The sequence below is a fragment of the Leisingera sp. XS_AS12 genome, assembly GCF_041224635.1.
In the GTDB taxonomy this organism is placed as follows: domain Bacteria; phylum Pseudomonadota; class Alphaproteobacteria; order Rhodobacterales; family Rhodobacteraceae; genus Leisingera.
Genome location: NZ_JBGFGM010000126.1, coordinates 1 through 18,588, shown reverse-complemented (window position 1 = coordinate 18,588; position 18,588 = coordinate 1). Strand labels below are relative to the sequence as shown.

Below are 18,588 nucleotides of genomic sequence, written 5' to 3'. Positions count from 1 at the left end.
TTGAGGGGGCTTTTGAAGGATTGCGGGGAGAAATGCAAGAGCTGAATCAGCAAAAAATTCACTTATCCCCGAAATCCGTCTCAGCCCTCCAGATGCAGGTATATCCTTCGGTTCTGCTTGCCTTTTTTCTCGATCTTCCCGATCCGGATCCGACCAATTTCCGCAGTACGTCCGACATGGGTGCCACCGCAGGGCTGCAGGTCCACCTGTTCATCCTCGGTACCGATACGCACCAGGCGCACCCGGCCCGCTCCGCGGGGAGGTGCGACGGACATGGTTTTGACAAGCTGTGGATTTGCATCGAGCTCGGCGTCGGTGATCCAGTCATCGCCGACTTCCAGACCGCGGTCGATCAGCGCCTGCAGTTGCTCTTGCACCGCCTGTTTGTCGGCCGGGGCTTCGGGCATGTTGAAGTCGAGCCGCCCCTTCTCGGCGGTGATTGCCCCGCCCGATACCGGGAAGGGTATCACGACCGAGAGCAGGTGCAGGGCCGTGTGCACGCGCATGTGGCCATAGCGTCGCTGCCAATCCAGCGTCTGGGTGACGGTCGCGCCGACCTCGGGCGGGACGTCGCCGTCTGACAGCACCAGCACAATACCGCCCGCCTCGCCCTTCTGGGTGGTCGAGACATGGCAATTCCCGCCCGCCCAGCTGAGCTGCCCGGTGTCGCCGGGCTGACCGCCGCCGGTGGGATAGAACAGGCTGCGGTCCAGCACGACGCCGATCTGCCCGTCTCCCATATCGACATGGGCCTGCACCCGCCCCTCTGCGGTTCGGGCATAGGCGTCGCTGTCAAACAGCCTTTCACTTGTCGACATCCGAATCCCCTTCGTCAGCGTCGTCCGTCAGGTTCAAGTCCTCCGCATCCGGTTTCAGAGGCGCCGGGGATGTGGTCATGGCGCGCGCGCCTGCCCCAGCCACGCCCGAAGCGGCCAGCGCCTCGGGGTTGCGAATCCAGATGTCGCGTTGTGCGTAGGGAATTTCGATCCCTTCTTCCTGGAACCGTTTGGCGATCTCGTAGTTCATGTCAGATTTCACCGACAGAACCCAATTCACATCGCGCAGGATCGCACGGATCTCAAAGTTGAGACTGTCGGCCCCAAAGCCTTGGAACACCACCGAGGGAGCAGGGTTCAGCAGCACCATCGGGTGCGCACGCGCGATCTCGCTCAGGATGGCCTCGACCTTGCGGGGATCAGTGTCATAGGCCACGCCGACCGGAACGATGACCCGCCCGACGGTGTTGCCGCGGGTGAAGTTGGTGACGGTGCCGGAAATCAGGTCTGAGTTGGGCACGATCACGTCCGAGCGATCGAAGGTCTCGATCCGGGTTGAGCGGACCGAGATATCCCGCACGTAGCCCATCAGGCCACCGACCTCGATCCAGTCGCCCTTGGAGATCGGCCGCTCGATCAGCAGGATGATGCCCGACACGAAGTTCGAGACGATGTTCTGCAGGCCGAAACCGATACCGACCGACAGGGCACCCGCGACATAGCCAAGCGCCGTGAGATCAATGCCCGCGCTGGTTATCGCGGCCAGAGCGGCGAGAAAGATACCGACGTAGCCCAGCCCGGCGGTGATCGCATTCTGCCCACCGGCATCGATTCGGGTTTTCGGCAGCAACGAGTTGCGAAGCGACCCCTGAACCAGCCGGGTGACCGTGTAACCCGCCCCAAAGACGATGGCGAAGGTCAGAAAGGCCGTCGGCGAGATCTGCACATCGCCGACACTGAAACCGGCCAGGAACTTCGACCAAAGCTCTGTCAGGTCCGCCACCCGGGCGCCCCAGATGAGCGCGAGCAGCGGCAACGATACTGCCGCCAGCGCAAAGCCGAGCATGACCGAAACCAGCGATTCGCGGGCGTCCTGCCCCTGCCCCGACAACCAGCCATACAGGTCGTCGAGGAACCGGTGCACCACCAGAAGGGCCGCGAGCAGCGCCAGGGTGGACACCGCCGGGAAGATCAGCGCCTCGGCAGCGTTGACATAGCCAAAGGCTGCCAGAACGGGCGCGATGAACCCCAGAAGGTAGCTGCCACGACGCACGATCGAAATGACGCGGTTCGCGCCCGCCGTGAGGGCGCCATCTTCCTCGGTATCGGTTTCAGCCTGTTTCTGGCGCTGCTTGACGCCGATGCGGTGCAGGCGCAGCAGAACCAGGGCCGCCGCCAGGATGAGCGGGAAGCTGAGCGCCGAATGCGCCTCCGGCGGCAGGTTGTCGATGACCTCCAGCTGTCGGAGCACGTCCTGCGCCACAAGGATCAGCGCCAGGATGTCCACCATCAGGCGGGTTTCATTCAGCCGACCTTCCTGTACCGGCACCAGTTCGTTTTCGATGCGGCTGGAAAACAGCTGATTGCCGAGCCAATGGAACGACAGGATCAGCAGCGCCCAGCCCGGGACGTAATCCAGCAGGATTGACCCGCGGATCCCCAGGACACCCGACAGGTTGACAGCCGCCACAAGGCAGATGATGCCGACGAACGGCAGAATGACCTCCAGCAGCGATACCACGAAGGTCCACACGCCGCGGCCACTGCTGCCGAAGCTGCGCAGGTATTCGCCCGCCCGATGCGCCCAAGGGCGCCCGCGCAGCAACAACAGAAGCGAGATCGTCAGCAGGAAAAGCAACGCCGGCAGGCTGTTCTGAATACGCTCTCGCGTGGTGGCGCTGCCGATCTTGTAGGCGGTTTCGTTCCAGAGCGCGGTGCCCGAGCGCGCTAGCGCCCGCCAGGCCTCCCCCCAATGTTCAGGGTTGAGCGGCGACGGGCCGCGCTCCAGCAAGGTTCGGGTGCGGCGCTCGCGGATGATCTTGTCGATTTCCGCGATCAACCCGTTGGCCCGGTTATAGGCCTCTTCGGAGACGATGCGCGGTACTTTCAGCTCGTTCAGCTGGCTTTGCAGCGATGCGCGCAGCTGGGCGATGTCCTCGGGTTCGGTTTCCCCGTCCCCGGGGGCAGGTCCGAGGGCCTCGAGCTGACTTTCCAGGGTGCGGATCCGGTCACCGTTGTCGGTCCGGGCCTCAAGAAACTCCTGGCGGTAACTGGTCAGCTCCAGCCGCAAGGCTTCCATTGCGGCGCTGGAGGCGCGGTTGGCATCAATGACCTCTTCGGCGCGTTCCGCGGTCTTGAGCCATTTCTGATAGGCGGCCCGCGATTCTTCGCTCAGCTGGGCCATGGCAGGCATGACAAGGCTGGCCATCAAGGCCAGCCCCAGCAGCAATGCCCGCAAAGCGGTTATGATAGGTGTCATACGTCCTCAAAAACGCCGGGAATCGAGGCGGGTGCATGGGTCATCCACTCCGGCACCGGCAAATCCTTTTCCCGCAGGAAGTCCGGGTTGAACAGTTTCGACTGGTAACGGGTGCCGTAATCACACAGCACCGTGACAATGGTCTTGCCCTTCCCCATGTCCTTGGCCATGCGCACGGCACCGGCGATGTTGATCGCGGACGAGCCGCCCAGCACCAGGCCTTCTTCGTGCAACAGGTCAAAGACATAAGGCAGCGCTTCGGCGTCAGGCACCTGATAGCTGAAATCGGGCGTAAAGCCTTCGAGGTTCTTAGTGATGCGGCCCTGGCCGATGCCCTCGGTGATCGAGCTGCCCTCGGACTTCAATTCGCCCTCGGTGTAATACGAGTAGAGCGCCGCGCCCAGCGGATCGGCGAGACCGATCTTGACGCCCTTGGGCTGCAATGCCTCGGCAACGCCCGCCAGCGTGCCGCCGGACCCAACGGCGCAGACAAAGCCGTCAACCTTGCCACCGGTCTGTTCCCAGATCTCCGGGCCGGTGGTTTCCACATGGGCCTGGCGGTTGGCGACGTTGTCGAACTGGTTGGCCCAGATCGCGCCGTTCGGCTCGGTCTTGGCCAGTTCCTCGGCCAGCCGCTGGGAATAGCGCACGTAGTTGTTGGGGTTCTTGTAGGGGGCCGCAGGCACCTGAACCAGCTGCGCGCCAGCGAGGCGCAGCATGTCCTTTTTCTCTTCCGACTGGGTTTCCGGTATCACGATAACCGTCTTGAACCCCATCGAGGCCCCAACCAGGGCCAGGCCGATGCCGGTGTTGCCGGCGGTGCCTTCGACAATGGTGCCGCCCGGCTTCAGCTCACCACGGGCGATCGCATCCTTGATGATGTAGAGCGCGGCGCGGTCCTTGACGGACTGGCCGGGATTCATGAATTCCGCCTTGCCCAGGATCTCGCAGCCGGTCTCTTCGCTGACGCGGTTCAGGCGGATAAGAGGTGTGTGGCCGATGGCATCAGCCAGATCGCGTGCAATGCGCATGGTATCCCTTTCAATCGTTCCCCTCAGGTGTAGCCAAGCCATCAGGCGACCACAAGCAGCGAAGCTGTCACAGATGCATGGCGCGCAGACGTTCCCGGTGGCGTGACAGCCACAATGCGCAGATCATCAGCGGCAAGTCCTTGTAGGCCTGCTCGTCGACCCTTTGCATCAGCGTGTCGTAGCTGATGATCTCACTGCGGATGTCTTCTCCCTCCCCCGCCATGCCGCCACCTCCGTTGAGGTCGGACAGATCACACAGGCCGACAAACACATGGATGAATTCGGCCAGCGCGCCGCTGGAAGGATAGGCCCGCGTCACCGCTTCGAGCTGCCGGATGGCAACGCCTGCCTCTTCCTGCGCTTCGCGAATGGCCGCCTGCTCTGCAGTTTCGCCCGGATCGATGACCCCGGCCACCGGCTCCCACATCCACGGGGACGTGTCGCCCATGATGAAGGGCGGTGCCCTGAACTGTTCGACCAGCAGCACCTGGTCCCGCTGGGGGTCATAGGGCAGAACCACGGAGGCATGGCCGACCATTGCGGCGCCGCGGTTGATGACCGGGCTGAGGCTGCCGTCATAGCGACGGAACTGCAGGTCCATTTCCTCCATCGCAAAGAAGTTCATGTAGGCGCGTTTGTGATCATGCACCACGACGTCGCGCGCCGGATCATGCGCCGGATCGGCCGGGCGGGCCTGTCCCGCCAACCAGGCCGCCGCGCGACGGCGGATCGAGGGAAAGACGCGGGCCACTTCCTGCGCGGTCATCCGGCCCTGATAGGCCATGACTTCCTCGGCCGCGCGCAGGGAAAGCGCCCCCCATTGCCGCACCCATTCCTCCAGGTCCCAGGGATTGCCGGTCTGCCACAACCCCGGCTCGGGGAAATAGACCTGCGCGACAGCCTCGCTGCCATCGGCAAGCTGCACGGTGACACGCTCCAACGCATAGTCGAACCCGCCTTCATAGAAGTTCAAGGCGGCCAGATCCGCATCAGACAGCCCCCGCGCAAGCAGGCCATCCGCGCTGCATCCGGCCCGCGCCTCGATCGCGGGGAAAGGTTGATCCTTGACCCAGAAAACGCCGTAGCCGGGCAGCTGCGCGGGCACGGCATCCAAATCTTCGCCTTTGCGACCCAGCACCAGTTCGAGCAGCGGGAGATGGCGCAGCGTGCCATAGAAAAACAGATCAGCCACGTGTCAGAACCTATTGATAAGTTGTTTAAATCAGCGCCAGCGTCGAAAGGCGTTTTCGGTCACCAGGCCCGCCAGGATGCCGCCCGTGATCAAGGTCAGCATGACGCTGGGCACAGCGATAACAAAGAAGTACTCCAGCGCAATAACAAAAATTGCCGAAAGCGCTTCGAACGGGCCATCGTAGCGATGGCGCATGGCCAGACGAAACATCTCCCATGTGCCCTGCGCGAACAGCGCCCAAAGCACCATCACCGCCATTCCGGTGAGACCGTTGTTGATGGCAGGCACCACCCCGCGTCCGGCGCGCCGCCCCATGAAGATCCAGCCGGACAGCAGCCCCAGGGCGACATTCACATGTACGAAATAGCCGAAATCCGTGCCCTCCGGCAGCAGCGGCATCACCAGGTAGGACACCACGAAAGCCACCGCGCCCAAGGATATGGCGGCGATCAGGCGGGCGGCTGTAGGCATGGGCGCGGTTCCGTTGTCAGGCCTGCCCGGTTCAGCGATGGGCCAGGGTAATCTGCGTTACGTCGCAATTTCCCGTTTTAAAGGCTGCCGCGCAAGAGGTCAGGTAAAAGTTCCACATTTTGTGGAACCGCTCGTCAAACCCCAAGGCCGCAATCTGGTCCCAGCGTGCATTGAAGGTCTCATGCCAGCGCCGCAATGTCTGGTCGTAACTGTCGCCAAACTCGATCGTGCGCACCACCCCCAACCCGGCCTGTTCCACCTGCTCGCGCAGCGCTGAAGGCGAAGGCAGCATGCCACCGGGAAAGATGTATTTCTGGATGAAGTCCACGCCGCGGCGATATACCTCCCAGCGGCGGTCGGCGACGGTGATGATCTGCAAGGTGGCCCGTCCGCCCGGTTTCAGCCGGTCACGCACCGCGGCAAAATAGGTCGGCCAGTATTTCTGCCCAACGGCCTCAAACATCTCGATTGAGGCGACGCCGTCAAACTGGCCCCGGCAGTCGCGGTAATCCTGCATCCGCAGTTCGACCTGATCAGAAAGCCCGGCATCATCAATGCGTTGACGTGCAAAGCTCAGCTGTTCCTTGCTGATTGTCAGGCCGGTTACCCGCAGGCCGCGTTCGCGGGCCGCATATTCCGCGAACCCGCCCCAGCCGCAGCCGATTTCAAGCACGTGATCGCCGGGCTTTACGCCCATCTGATCGACGAGCGAGGCGTATTTGGCGATCTGCGCCGCTTCCAGACTTTGCTGGCCGCTGGTGAACAGCGCGCTGGAATAGGTCATCGTGTCATCCAGCCACAGTCGGTAGAAGTCATTCCCGAGGTCATAGTGATGCGAGATGTTCTTGCGCGCTTGGCGACGGTGATTGCGGTGCAGCCAGAAGCGCAACCGTTCATAGGCACGCAACAGGGCGCGGCCCTGGAACCCGTCATAAACCGTGTCGGCGCCCATATGCACCAGATCCATGAATGCCTGCAGGTCCGACGTGCTCCACCATCCGTCGAGGTAGGCATCCGAGAAGCCCAGATCACCTTCGCGGATCAGCCGGGTGAAGCAATCCGGGTTGTGAATGCGCAGATCCGCGGCCGGGCCGGGGTTCGCCCCCACGGTCCGAAAGATGCGACCATCGGGCAAGTGGATGTCCAGCTGTCCGACCTCCATCCGCTGCACCTGCGCAAAGACCGGTGCAAAGTAGCGCGGCAGATCGCTGTGGCCTTCGGTCTGTGTGAAGATCATTCCGCACCTCCTCGGCATCCTTACAAAATGCTAGGGCGCGGAACGCTTTGTGGCAAGAAAACTGTGCGTTAGCCCGCGTTGCGCATGTTCTGATAGGCTGCCAGCGCCCGTTCACGTCCGTGCTGCAGGCTGATGACGGGGGTCGCGCGCGCCATGTCGGGCGTCAGGTTCCAGCTGCGCGGCACGGCGTCGAAAAAGGCAAGAGCCTCCTCGGGCGGCGCGCTCTGTCCTTCGGCGATCCAGCGGCTAGTATAAACGCCCTTCGCGTCGAATTTCTGCAGCTGGCCATCGGGGTTGAATATGCGGAAGAACGGCGAAGCATCGGGACCGCACCCCGCCACCCATTGCCAGCCCATCGCATTGCTGGCCGGATCCCAGTCTACCAGCGTTTGCGCGAACCAATCCATTCCACATTTCCAGTGGATCATCAGGTGTTTGGTCAGAAAGCTGGCGACGATCATCCGCGCACGATTGTGCATCCTGCCGGTCACGTAGAGTTCGCGCATGGCGGCATCCACGAAATCATAGCCGGTCTGGCCGCGTTGCCATGCGGCCCAATTGTTCCTGTCCTCCTTGCGCCAGGGAAATTGGCCCCATTCGTCGCGCCAGCTACGGGTCAGGATATGCGGTGAATGATAGAGCAGATGGTAGGCGAACTCGCGCCAGACCAGTTCCTTGAGGAAGGTCTCGGCGCCCTGCCCGCCGCGCTGCATGGCCGCGCGCGCCTGATGCCACGTGCGATGCGCGCTGATCTCGCCCCAGGCCAGGTTCTCGGACAGGCCAGAGGTGGCGTCCTCCGCCGGAAAGTCGCGGCGCTCCTTGTAGGCATCCACCCGCTGCTCGAGGAAGTCCGATAGCCGGTTCAGCGCGGCCGTCTCACCCACGTGACAGAAACGGGCGACTACGTCGCCCCCGCGCGACATACCCGCATCGAGCGCCCAATCCGCCAGCGCCTCGCTCCTGGGCCATGCCTTTGGTGCGGGCAGGCTGCTCGGAGCGGGGAGAAGATCCGCAACGTCGCGGCTGCGAACCGATTTCCAGAACGGCGTGTAGACCTTGAACATGCCGCCGGCCTTGGTCTCGACCGTCCATGGTTCAAACAGCAGTCGACCGCCAAAGGATTTTGCGTCGATCCCCTGCGCCTTCAGCAGCTGTTTCGCCTCGCTGTCGCGCGCAATGGCCTCTGGATCATAGAGACGCGACCAGACGACCATCTTCGCGCCGGTCTCCTCGCACAGTTTCTCCAGCACCGCCGCGGCGGCGCCACGCCGCAGGATGAGACGCGAGCCGAGCTCTTCCAGCACCTGCTGAAAATGCTCCAGCCCCCGCCCCAGACGGAACTTAGGCGCAGCGCCCAGCGCCTCTTCCTGCGGATCCAGGATATAGACGGGCAGCACCGGCCCGCCGTGTTCGAGCGCCGCCTTCAACGCCGGGTTGTCATGCAGGCGAAGGTCGCGCCTGATCCACCAGATCACGGGAGGGCAGCTGCTCATGGTCTATCCTTTGGTCTTGGTGCGTTAGAGCACGCGGTCCAGCGCCTCGGTCAGCTTCTCGACCTCGGCACTTGAGGTGTAATGGGTGAAACTGATACGCAGCACGCCCTGCGCTGGATCAACACCCATAGCCTCCAGTGGCCGTTGGGCGTAAAAATCACCGCCGCCCGCCATGATACCGAACTCAGCGAGATGCGCTGCCACCGGTTCAGCCGGACGTCCCAGCGCCAGCGCCACAGTGGGCGCGCGCCGGGAGGCATCCGATGGCCCCAGAAGCCGTAGATCATTCCGCGCAACCAGCCTGTCCAGCAAAGGCTGCAGCAAGTCCACCTCGTGAGCGCGCATCAGGTCGTGGACAAAAGCCCCGGTTCCGGCGGCATCGCCCTGATGACCGTGATGGGCCGCCAGCGCCTCGAAGTAATCCGCGATCCCTGCACAGGCTGCGACCTGGGCGTGGTCCGGGCCCGCGGGCGTGAAGCGTTTGTACAGCGTGTCGCCATTGAAGTGATGCGCCTGGTTCGGCAGCAGCTCCCCCAGCACCCGGCGGATCACCATCACCCCCTGGTGCGGCCCATAGGTCTTGTAGGCGGAGAACAGGTAAACATCGGCCCCCAGGTCATCCACGTTCGGCAGACCGTGCGGCGCATATGACACCCCGTCGACACAGACAAAGGCACCGGCGGCATGGGCGATGGCGGTGATTTCGGCAACCGGGTTGATCTCTCCCACGACGTTGGAGCAATGCGGAAAACAGACCAGACGCACCTTGTCATCCAGCAGGTTTTCCAGCTGCGCCGGGTCCAGGCTCCCGGTCTGCGGATCGATCTGCCATTCGCGGACCTCGATGCCTGCGTCCGCCAGCCGCCGCCAGGGGCCACTGTTCGCCTCGTGGTCCTGATTGGTGACGACAATCGCCTCGCCCGGCTTCAGGAACTGGCGGAACGCCTGCGCCAGCACATAGGTGTTCTGCGTGGTCGAAGGACCAAAGCTCAACTCCTCGGTGGCAACGCCCATCAATGCGGCCAACCGGCTACGGGCCTCGTCCATCTCGGCCCCTGCCAGACGCGAGGCTTCGTAGGGGGCATAGGGCTGCACCTTGCGCTGAGTGTAAAAGCGGGTCAGCCGGTCGATTACCTGTCGACAGGTATAGGAGCCGCCCGCGTTTTCAAAGAACGCCTGCCCCTGAAGGGATGGCTCAGAAAAAGCGGGGAACTGTGCCCGTACGAAATCAATATCCAAAACGCTCATCGCATGTCTCCTCAATCGCTGCGGGTCGGGGGCCGACTGCACATGTCAGGGACACCCCGGGCATGGCAGGTCTTCCAGCCGAGCCGCGCTCCCGCATCAGGATTGAGGGACCGTCGGCAGTCCTGCAAGTCAGAAACGTCAGACCAGGACACAACCTGCGTAGCGGACCATCCGCCCGGCGGTCAACCGGGATGGCGCGGCATGCGTCGCCGCGACCGGGCGCCGGGAGCAGCCGACATGAAAAAGGCCCCGACGAACGCCGGGGCCTTTCTGGTTACGCACGATGGGCCTGCTTACTTGAGGCGTCGCTCACGGGCCAGGCCGATGAAGACCGACACACACATCAGCACCAGCACGATTGCGAAGGGGAAACCGGTCGCAATGGCGGCGGCCTGAAGCGCGCCGAGGCCGCCCCCCAGCAGGAGCACAACGGCGATGGCCCCTTCCAGAATGCACCAGAACACACGCTGGGCGGTCGGCGCATCGGTCTTGCCGCCGGCGGTGATGGTATCGATCACCAGCGACCCGGAGTCGGAGGAGGTCACGAAGAACACCACCACCAGGATGACACCGACGAAAGACAGAATGCCAGTCAGCGGGAAGGTCTCGAACAGTTTGAACATCTTCAGCTCAAGCGCCGCATCCTGCAGGGCCTGCCCTGTTTCGCCCATGACCAAATCCAGTGCCGCACCGCCAAAGACGCTCATCCACAGGGCGCCGACAACTGTAGGGATCAGCAGAACGCAGGTGACGAACTCCCGCACCGTACGCCCGCGCGAGATACGCGCGATGAACATGCCGACGAAGGGCGACCAGGAGATCCACCATGCCCAGTAGAAGGTGGTCCAGCCCTGCATGAAGTTGGTGTCTTCCCGGCCAACCCAGTTCGACAGTTCCGGCAGGTAGACCACGTAATCCACCAGATTGGTAAAGAAGCCGGAGAGGATCGCCACAGTCGGGCCAACGAGGAGAACCAGCACCAGCAGAACGGCTGCGAGAATCATGTTGGCTTCGGACAGGCGCTTGACGCCCTTTTCCAGGCCAGCCACCACGGACACCAAGGCAAACAGCGTGATTGCTACGATCAGCGCGACCTTCATACCGTCGGTCAGCGGCACGCCGAACAGGTAGTTCAGACCGGCCAGCGCCTGCGACGCACCCAAGCCGAGCGAGGTTGCGAGGCCGAAAATGGTGGCGAACACCGCCAGCACATCGACGATATGCCCCATCACGCCCCAGGTCGCCTCGCCGAACAGCGGGTAGAATACCGAACGCATGGTCAGCGGCAGACCGCGGTTGAAGGAAAAGAAGGCAAGCGCCAGGGCAACGATCGCATAGACCGCCCAGGGGTGCAGGCCCCAGTGGAAGATGGTCGATGCCATCGCCAGAGAGCGCGCCTGTTCCGGGTTCTCTGCGGCGGCGCCGAGCGGTGCCCAGTCGGTGCGCAGCCCATCCTCGCCGACGGCGGTGCCGCCGACGGAGGCGCCGAAATGCGAGATCGGCTCTGCAACGCCCCAAAACACCAGACCGATGCCCATGCCCGCAGCGAACAGCATCGCGAACCACCCGGCATAGGAGTAGTCCGGCCGTGCGTCATCGCCGCCGAGGCGAATCTTGCCGTAGGGGGACACCACCAGGAACAGCGAAAACAGCACAAAGATGTTCGTCGAGATCATGAAGACCCAGTCGAACTTGCTGGTCAACGTCGGGCGCAGCCAGCCAAAGAATTCGGAGGCCTGCTCCTTGAACACCAGCGAAAAGAAGACGAATGCGACGATGGTCACAGCCGAAATGGCAAACACCGGGTTATGTACATCCAGTCCCAGTACCTGGATATTGTCCTGCCCGACCTCATAGTCGGCATCGGACTCAGTAGATTCTGTCGTCATGACTTGTCTCCCCGTTTAGTCAGTCCTTCTGTCATCCGCAGGATCCGCCGCCGACGGAGCCGAAATTGAGACTCCAATCCGCGAAAAAGCGACATTGCCACAGATTTGTGACAGACCAGCCCTGTGGCGTGTGCGCAAACCTGCGCATCCATGCCGCAATCCTATGGCCATCGCGCCCGTCCGCTGCCGACAAAATACAATCAAAGCGCGATCTCCACGCCGCATGCAGGCTGGGACAGGGCGGCAAAAGCCTCCTGCGAGCGGGCTACCTAACAGCAATGATCAGGATCGTAAAACAGACAGCCCGGGATCGGGCTGAACCGGCTTCTGCCTGCTGCGCAACAGCGTCAGGACGCGGTGTCGAAGCGCGCCGTGGAAGCAGCGGCGAAAAGAGAGGGGCGGCCCCAAAGACCGCCCCCTGTCAGATTTATGCAAATGCGGTGCGCGTCGCGTCAGGCGTTCACGTCGACCACGACGCGGCCCTTGACCTGGCCCTTGAGGATGCCCTTGCCGAGCTCCGGCAGGTCTGCGAGCGTCGCGGGCTGCACCATCGCCTCCAGCTTGTCCATCGGCAGGTCGCTGGCGATGCGTTGCCAGGCGCGCTGGCGGTTGGCGAAGGGCTGCATCACCGAGTCGATGCCCAAGAGGTTCACCCCGCGCAGAATGAAAGGCGTGACCAGCGCGCCGTCGATGGCGGCACCGCCTGCAAGGCCGATGGCAGCAACCGAGGTGCCGTATTTCATCTGCTTCAGCACCCGGCCCAGCATCGCGCCGCCCACGGCGTCGACGCAGCCCGCCCAGCGCTCGCTCTCGAGCGGCTTGCGGGTCACCTCGGTCAGCTCGTCGCGGGCGACGATCTCGGTGGCGCCGAGCGATTTCAGGTAGTCGGCCTGATCCGGGCGGCCGGTGACGGCGGCGACCTCGTAGCCGAGGTTGGCGAGGATCGCGGTGGCAACCGAGCCGACACCGCCTGCGGCACCCGTGACCAGAACCGGCCCGTGGTCCTTTTCCATGCCCTGATCTTCCAGAGCCATCACGGCGAGCATTGCGGTCAGGCCCGCGGTGCCCACGGCCATCGCCTGCCGTGTGTCCAGCCCCTCGGGCAGCGGCACCAGCCAGTCGGCCTTCACCCGCGCCTTCTGGGCGTAGCCGCCCCAATGCGCCTCGCCCACGCGCCAGCCGGTGAGCACCACCTTGTCGCCGGGCTTATAGCGGTCATCCGAGGAGGCCTCCACGGTGCCTGCAAAGTCGATGCCCGGCACATGCGGGTACTTGCGCACCAGACCGCCGCCGGGGCCGATGCACAGCCCGTCCTTGTAGTTCACGGTGGAATAGTCCACCGCCACGGTGACGTCAGCCTCAGGCAGCATGTCCTCGGTGACGTCCTCGACCGCGGCAACGGGCTTTTCGTCGCCTTCCTTGCGTACGACCAGAGCTTTCATCCTATCTCCTTTCCGCGGGGCTTTCCCGCTGTTTCCGATTGGCGCCTGCGGGCGCCGTCAAATCCAGAAGCCGGGCTTCACCTCGGCCCGGCGGGTGCCGAGAGGCGTCTCCACCTCCAGCACGGTGCCCGCATCCCAATGCGAGCGTTCGACCATGGCAATCGACACGTTGGTGGCAAAGTCCGGCGACCAGGTGGCGGTGGTGACCTGGCCGACCTGCTTGCCATCCGCCATCAGCGGCCAGGGCGCGGTGATCGGCGGGATCTCCCCGCTGATCTCCACCGGGCGGATCTGCTGCTTCGGCTCGGACCGGGCCATCAGGCCCGCTTTGCCGATATAGTCGCGCGGCGAGTTCACGAATTTGCCCAGCCCGCATTCGAAGGGCGTGTTCTCGCGCGTCATGTCATTGCCGTAGCTGAGCAAGCCGCCCTCGACCCGCTCCATGGTGGAGGGGCATCCTGCGCGCACCTCGAGGTCCGCGCCCGCCGCAAACAGCGCGTCCCACAGCGGCATGCCGTAGTGGCTGCCTTCGACATAAATCTCGAAGCCGCCCTGCCTGGAGTAGCCCGAGCGCGCCACCACGAAGCTGGTGTCCTGGAACCCCAGACGCTTGTAGCGGAAGAAGCGGATGCTCCGCGCCTCTTCGCCGAAGACGCGGGCCATTAGCTCATCGGCCTTCGGCCCTTGGACGGCCAGCGGGCTCACGTCCGGCTCCCACACCCGCACATCCAGCGCCAGCGCATCGGCGATGCCAAGCACGTAATGCAGGTAGTCGCTGTCGGCGACCGAGATCCAGTAGTGGTCCTCGGCCAGCTTCACCAGCACGGGATCGTTGAGCATGCCGCCGTCGCGGTCGATGGCGGGCATGTAGTAGCACTGGTCCGCCGCCATGCCGTCGAGGTCGCGCGGGCTGATCAGGTCGAGCAGCTTGCGCGCGTCCCGCCCCTGCACCGCGACCTGGCGCTCGCAGGCGACGTCCCAGACCTGCACATGGGTCTTCAGGTGGCGGTAGTCCTCCTCCTGGCTGGCAAAGACCGACGGCAGGATCATCCGGTTGTAGACGGTGCAGACTTTCATGCCCGCCGCCTCGACGCCGGGGGAGAAGGGCGTGCGCCGGACGCGGCGCGAGGGGAAGATGCTGGCCATGCCCTGCCCTCCGCCTACTTGGGCCCGTGCCAGTCGATCTGGCAGATCTCGGCCGAGCGGCCGTCGAAATCCCAGACCCGGCCGAAGGCGCGCACGCGGCCCTTGGTGGCCTTGGCCACGGTGATGTCGGGACCCATCCAGTATTCGGTGTTGGTGACGACGATGTCCTTGCCGTCCTTGCCCTCAACCGGCACCACCGATCCCTGGATCTTCTTGCCCACCATCAGGCGGCGCTCCTTGCCTTCGGTTTCGAACACCACGGGGGCGCGTTCGGCGCCGAGGAATTCGCTCACCAGAAGCGAGAACAGCCCGGTGGTGCCGCGGGCAGCCCCCGAGAAGATATTGACCAGCCCGTCATAGGCAGCGTCCGAGGCGCGCTCGTCGATGAAGGCGGCGGCCTTCCAGTTGCCGCGGCCCATGTTGCCCGGGATCTCGAGGAACAGGCCGACGTTCAGGCCCGAGAGGTCCTCGTCTCCGTAGCTGCCTTCGTCGATGCGCACGCCTGCCCAGGCCTGGCAGTGGCCTTCGGTCGGCGGGTGCTGGCCCAGCGATACCACGCAGGGGCAGAAGACGGTGCAGTTGCAGTTGAGGATCAGCTCCCCCTTGATGGTCCAGGGCACGGTGCCCACTGCTGCGTCGAGTGCCATTTCTTTCCTCCCTAATGTTCAGACAATTCCTGCCGCCAGCGCCAGCGCCATCCCCACCAGCCCCGCACCCAGCGGTTTGGTGATGTAGCGGCCCAGCTCCGGCAGCTTTTCCAAAATCATGATCACCGTCGCGAGCCCCATGAAGGCAAGGTTCATGGTCCCACCGACAAAAGCCAGCAGCATCAGCGCCCAGCAGCAGCCCAGGCAAACCAGCCCCAGTCGCACCCCGTTGCGCAACGGGCCTTCTTCCCAATGCTGCATGAAAAACACCAGCGGGCGTCGGCACTTGCTGAGGCAAGCTTCCTTCATCGGCGAGAACTGGTAGCCCCCCGCGATCAGCAGCAGCGCTGCCGACAAGTAGCGCGAATTGCTGTCGCCGAAGGCGGTAATCAACTCCGCCCGGAACAGCAGCAGCTGCAACAGCCCCGCCAGGGCGGAAAAGCCGCCCCACACCGCCAGATAGCCGCCGACCAACCGGGTAAAATCGGTATCGGGCGCCGTGTGGGACAAATCCTCGTAGGTGGCAAAGGCCGGCAAGGCCGTCGGTGCCATCATCGCGGCCGACATCAGCGCCCACATCATCGCCATCTTCGCGAAACCCGCCGCATCCGGTGTCAGGGTGCAGAAATCGCGCCAGAAATCCGGCCCGTAAAGCGCACTCGCCTGCCGCAGATCAGCCGGAACCGACATCGCGTACAATGCAATCCATGCCCCCAAGATCAGCCCGAAGAGGGCCAGCCAATGCCAGCCTGCCATGGTCCTGATGCGTTGTGCCAGAATGGCTTTCATGGCGCGCTCCGGGTAAGAGGGTCTGCGACTCACGTCTTGAGTTTTAAATGTCAGACTTTTAAATGTCAGACAAATGATTTCTGGCCGGGCCTCTCCCGGCGTAACGCAGCGTCAGGGCAGTCACATGCGGATCGACCCAAACAGTTCCGCCGATCTATCGGTGCAGATCGCTCAGGCGATAAAGGATGCCATCATTTCGGGCGACTTGAACGTGGATGAGCGCCTGCCTTCCGAGGCAGAGCTGTCCGAGCATTTCCAAGTCTCGCGGCCAACCGTGCGCGAGGCCCTGAAACGCCTGGCGGCGCAGTCACTGATCCGCACCCAGCGGGGTGCCACGGGCGGCGCTTTTGTCAAGCGACTGAGCTTTGAAGATGCCTACGCCCAGCAGATCACCACCTCGACCCTGCTGCTGAGCATGAACGCGGTGAGCTTTGACACAGCCTGCGAGGCGCGCTACGCGCTCGAGCGCGCTTGCGCGCCACTGTCGGCCGCTCGCTGCAGTGCCGATCAACTGGCGACGATGCGGGCGGAGATCTTTCGCCAGCAGCAGCCGGGTTTGACCGATGAGGCGTTCTGCGCGTCCGACGTTGCGTTTCACCGCGCGCTTGTGGATGGCGCCGGAAACCCGGTGCTCTCCTACCAGCTGGCCGGTGCGGTGGAAGCCATGCAACCGCTCATGAACATGATCACCTTTACCGCCCGCGACCGCGCCACGATCACCGCCCTACATGGGCGTATCGCCGATGCGATCGAGGCGGGAGACGGGGCGGCCGCGGTGGCGGGGCTTGAGGATCTTGAGGGCGAAACCCGCAAGCTCGCCGCGGATGTCTTTGCCGCGCGTGCCGCCCGCAGCGCTTGAAGCGAACACCCGGCTCGCATTCAGCCGCCCCCCCGGATAGCGGCCGGATCATGAATTGTTCTGCACCCACATTCTCCAAGTAAGTCGCTGATTTCGCTGTCGTAATCGTGATATTTCGCATATAAATCATGGCGTTGACGGCTGCGAGGGGCGCGTTTCATGGATCACCTGGAGGGTGCGGGCTTGGCGCGGGGAGATCGGGTTGATTTCGACCGCCGTGTGCGTCTGGAGTTCCGTGGTGCGCAGATCAGTTCAGACGGTGGCCTGCTGGTGATGCGCGAGCTTGATGACGTGCTCGGCCTGTCCAATCTGGCGTCGGAGGCGCTGCGAGACAGCCGCACCGGGAAGAACACGCTCCATCGGCTTGACGGATTGTTCCGGCAATCGGTGTTCGGACGACTGGCCGGATACGAGGATGTGAACGATGCCGACCGCTTGGCCCTCGATCCCGTGATGCGTCAGGTCGTTGGCGGCAGGGCCGTCGAGGCGCAAGCTGCTTCGGCATCGCAGATGGGACGGTTCGAGACCGAGACGCTGGCTCTGGCCGCGAACCGGGCGGCGCTGGCCGATCTGAACGGCCAATGGATCGACCGGTTTCATGACCGCAACGGGTTGAAATACATCGTGCTGGACATGGACAGCTCGGTCAGCCCCACCCACGGCGATCAGGAAGGTGCTGCCTGGAACGGGCATTTCGACTGCACCTGCTATCACCCCATCTTCTTGTTCAACCAGTTTGGCATGCTGGAGCGCTGCGCCCTGCGTAACGGCAATGTCCACAGCGCCGATGGCTGGCGGGATGTCCTTGATCCCGTCATTGCCCGATATGCTGGCCGCGACCTTGGTGGACGCTTCTTCCGGGCCGACGCTGCCTACGCGATCCCCGCGATCTATATGCGGCTGGAAGAAGCCAGGTTCTTCTACGCCATCCGTCTGCCCGCCAACGCCGTCTTGCGCGAGAAGATCGCGCATCGGCTGACACGGCCCGTGGGACGGCCTTCGCTGACCAAGGTCAAACGGTTCTTCGAGGACTTCGAGTATCAGGCGGCGTCCTGGGACAAGCCGCGCCGCGTCATCGCCAAGATCGAATGGCATCCGGGCGAGCTGTTCCCCAAAGTCGGCTTCATCGTCACCAACCTGCCGATGGAGCCAGACTGGGTGGTGAGGTTCTACAACCAGCGCGGCACCGCAGAGCAGCACATCAAGGAAGGCAAATATGCCTTTCGCTGGACGCGGCTGTCATGCCGGAAGTTCCGGCACAACGAGGTGCGGCTGCAACTGCACGCGCTGGCCTACAACCTGGCAACCTTCCTGCGCTGCATCGAACTGCCCGAGGCCATGGCGGACTGGTCGTTGACCAGCCTGCAACTCAAGCTGATCAAGATCGGCGCCCGCGTCGTCCGCCACGCCCGCGCCATTACCTTCCAGTTGGCCGAGGTCGCCGTCACCGGCCCGATGGTGCGGGCCGTCCTTGCCGCCATCCGCCGTCTTCGAACGCCTCCGTCATGCGCATGACCACGATCCATGCCCAAGCTGAACGAAAGCGGCAGGACAGGTCCGTCTGCCGCGCGGAAAAGCGGCTCTGCCGGGCCAGAATGCTGCGGGTTCGAGGCTTGATCCACCCGACTTCGGCCGTTTGCGCGACGACAGACACCGCTCGGGGCGAAAAACGCTTGCCCAGCGAGCAAAATCAGGCGATCTTGAAGTCAAGCGGCAGGCCACTTGGGGAATGTCGGGCAGACATTCACTTGAAGTGATTTTTGCGGAAAGGTCTTGCATGGATACGCTGCGCGGAAGCCTGTTGATGGTGCTGGCGATGGGGGCCTTCGCGCTGGAGGACATGTTCCTCAAATCCGCCGCCGCCGCGCTGCCGGTGGGGCAGATCCTGA

Annotated in this window: 15 protein-coding genes and 1 pseudogene; 3 read left to right on the top strand and 13 right to left on the bottom strand. The window is 63.6% G+C overall.

Translation table 11 applies throughout. The features are described 5' to 3' along the window. Positions 1–80: 80 nt before the first annotated feature. The 13 genes from AB9K35_RS20405 to AB9K35_RS20345 all read right to left on the bottom strand — a co-directional run bounded on the left by AB9K35_RS20405 (position 81) and on the right by AB9K35_RS20345 (position 15,840). Entirely contained in the window at positions 81–818 is a 738-nt protein-coding gene (locus AB9K35_RS20405) for an alanyl-tRNA editing protein (protein ID WP_369928983.1), read from the bottom strand. Next, the gene (locus AB9K35_RS20400) at positions 805–3,255 is read right to left on the bottom strand and encodes a DUF3772 domain-containing protein (protein ID WP_369928981.1); all 2,451 of its coding nucleotides are present in this window, start codon (positions 3,253–3,255) and stop codon (positions 805–807) included. The genes AB9K35_RS20405 and AB9K35_RS20400 overlap by 14 nt, the downstream gene beginning before the upstream one ends. Continuing rightward, entirely contained in the window at positions 3,252–4,286 is a 1,035-nt protein-coding gene (locus tag AB9K35_RS20395) for a cysteine synthase A (protein ID WP_222453347.1), read from the bottom strand. Before AB9K35_RS20395 ends, AB9K35_RS20400 begins: the two co-directional genes overlap by 4 nt. 67 nt (positions 4,287–4,353) lie before the next feature. Then, positions 4,354–5,478, bottom strand: a complete 1,125-nt coding sequence (locus tag AB9K35_RS20390; protein WP_369928979.1) for an NUDIX domain-containing protein — start codon at positions 5,476–5,478, stop codon at positions 4,354–4,356. 30 nt (positions 5,479–5,508) lie between these two features. Continuing rightward, positions 5,509–5,949, bottom strand: a complete 441-nt coding sequence (locus tag AB9K35_RS20385; protein ID WP_369928977.1) for a TrgA family protein — start codon at positions 5,947–5,949, stop codon at positions 5,509–5,511. A 31-nt stretch (positions 5,950–5,980) separates the two neighbouring features. Continuing rightward, positions 5,981–7,186: a class I SAM-dependent methyltransferase gene (locus AB9K35_RS20380; protein ID WP_369928974.1), complete on the bottom strand. Its 1,206-nt coding sequence runs from the start codon at positions 7,184–7,186 to the stop codon at positions 5,981–5,983. Positions 7,187–7,254: 68 nt separating this feature from the next. Continuing rightward, a complete protein-coding gene (locus AB9K35_RS20375; protein ID WP_369928972.1) occupies positions 7,255–8,679 on the bottom strand; it encodes a deoxyribodipyrimidine photo-lyase in 1,425 nt (474 codons plus the stop codon). Between the two features lie 24 nt (positions 8,680–8,703). Next, the gene (locus AB9K35_RS20370; protein ID WP_369928970.1) at positions 8,704–9,927 is read right to left on the bottom strand and encodes an aminotransferase class V-fold PLP-dependent enzyme; all 1,224 of its coding nucleotides are present in this window, start codon (positions 9,925–9,927) and stop codon (positions 8,704–8,706) included. A gap of 293 nt (positions 9,928–10,220) precedes the next feature. After that, complete coding sequence (locus AB9K35_RS20365) at positions 10,221–11,816, bottom strand: BCCT family transporter (RefSeq protein ID WP_369928968.1); 1,596 nt, start codon at positions 11,814–11,816, stop codon at positions 10,221–10,223. A 452-nt stretch (positions 11,817–12,268) separates the two neighbouring features. After that, positions 12,269–13,258: an acryloyl-CoA reductase gene (gene acuI / locus AB9K35_RS20360; RefSeq protein WP_369928966.1), complete on the bottom strand. Its 990-nt coding sequence runs from the start codon at positions 13,256–13,258 to the stop codon at positions 12,269–12,271. A 57-nt stretch (positions 13,259–13,315) separates the two neighbouring features. Continuing rightward, entirely contained in the window at positions 13,316–14,404 is a 1,089-nt protein-coding gene (locus AB9K35_RS20355; protein ID WP_369928964.1) for a dimethylsulfoniopropionate demethylase, read from the bottom strand. Between the two features lie 14 nt (positions 14,405–14,418). Next, positions 14,419–15,051, bottom strand: a complete 633-nt coding sequence (locus AB9K35_RS20350; protein WP_369928962.1) for a DUF1326 domain-containing protein — start codon at positions 15,049–15,051, stop codon at positions 14,419–14,421. Between the two features lie 18 nt (positions 15,052–15,069). Continuing rightward, the gene (locus AB9K35_RS20345; RefSeq protein WP_369928960.1) at positions 15,070–15,840 is read right to left on the bottom strand and encodes a DUF2182 domain-containing protein; all 771 of its coding nucleotides are present in this window, start codon (positions 15,838–15,840) and stop codon (positions 15,070–15,072) included. Between the two features lie 124 nt (positions 15,841–15,964). On the opposite strand from AB9K35_RS20345, the gene AB9K35_RS20340 reads away from it, so the two are divergent. The 3 genes and pseudogenes from AB9K35_RS20340 to AB9K35_RS20330 all read left to right on the top strand — a co-directional run. Further along, a complete protein-coding gene (locus AB9K35_RS20340; RefSeq protein WP_369928958.1) occupies positions 15,965–16,699 on the top strand; it encodes a FadR/GntR family transcriptional regulator in 735 nt (244 codons plus the stop codon). 159 nt (positions 16,700–16,858) lie between these two features. Next, positions 16,859–18,214, top strand: coding sequence for an IS1380-like element ISPme1 family transposase (locus tag AB9K35_RS20335; RefSeq protein ID WP_012112698.1), 1,356 nt, complete (start codon positions 16,859–16,861; stop codon positions 18,212–18,214). Positions 18,215–18,476: 262 nt separating this feature from the next. Next, positions 18,477–18,588, top strand: a pseudogene (locus tag AB9K35_RS20330) (EamA/RhaT family transporter); the annotation flags it as partial.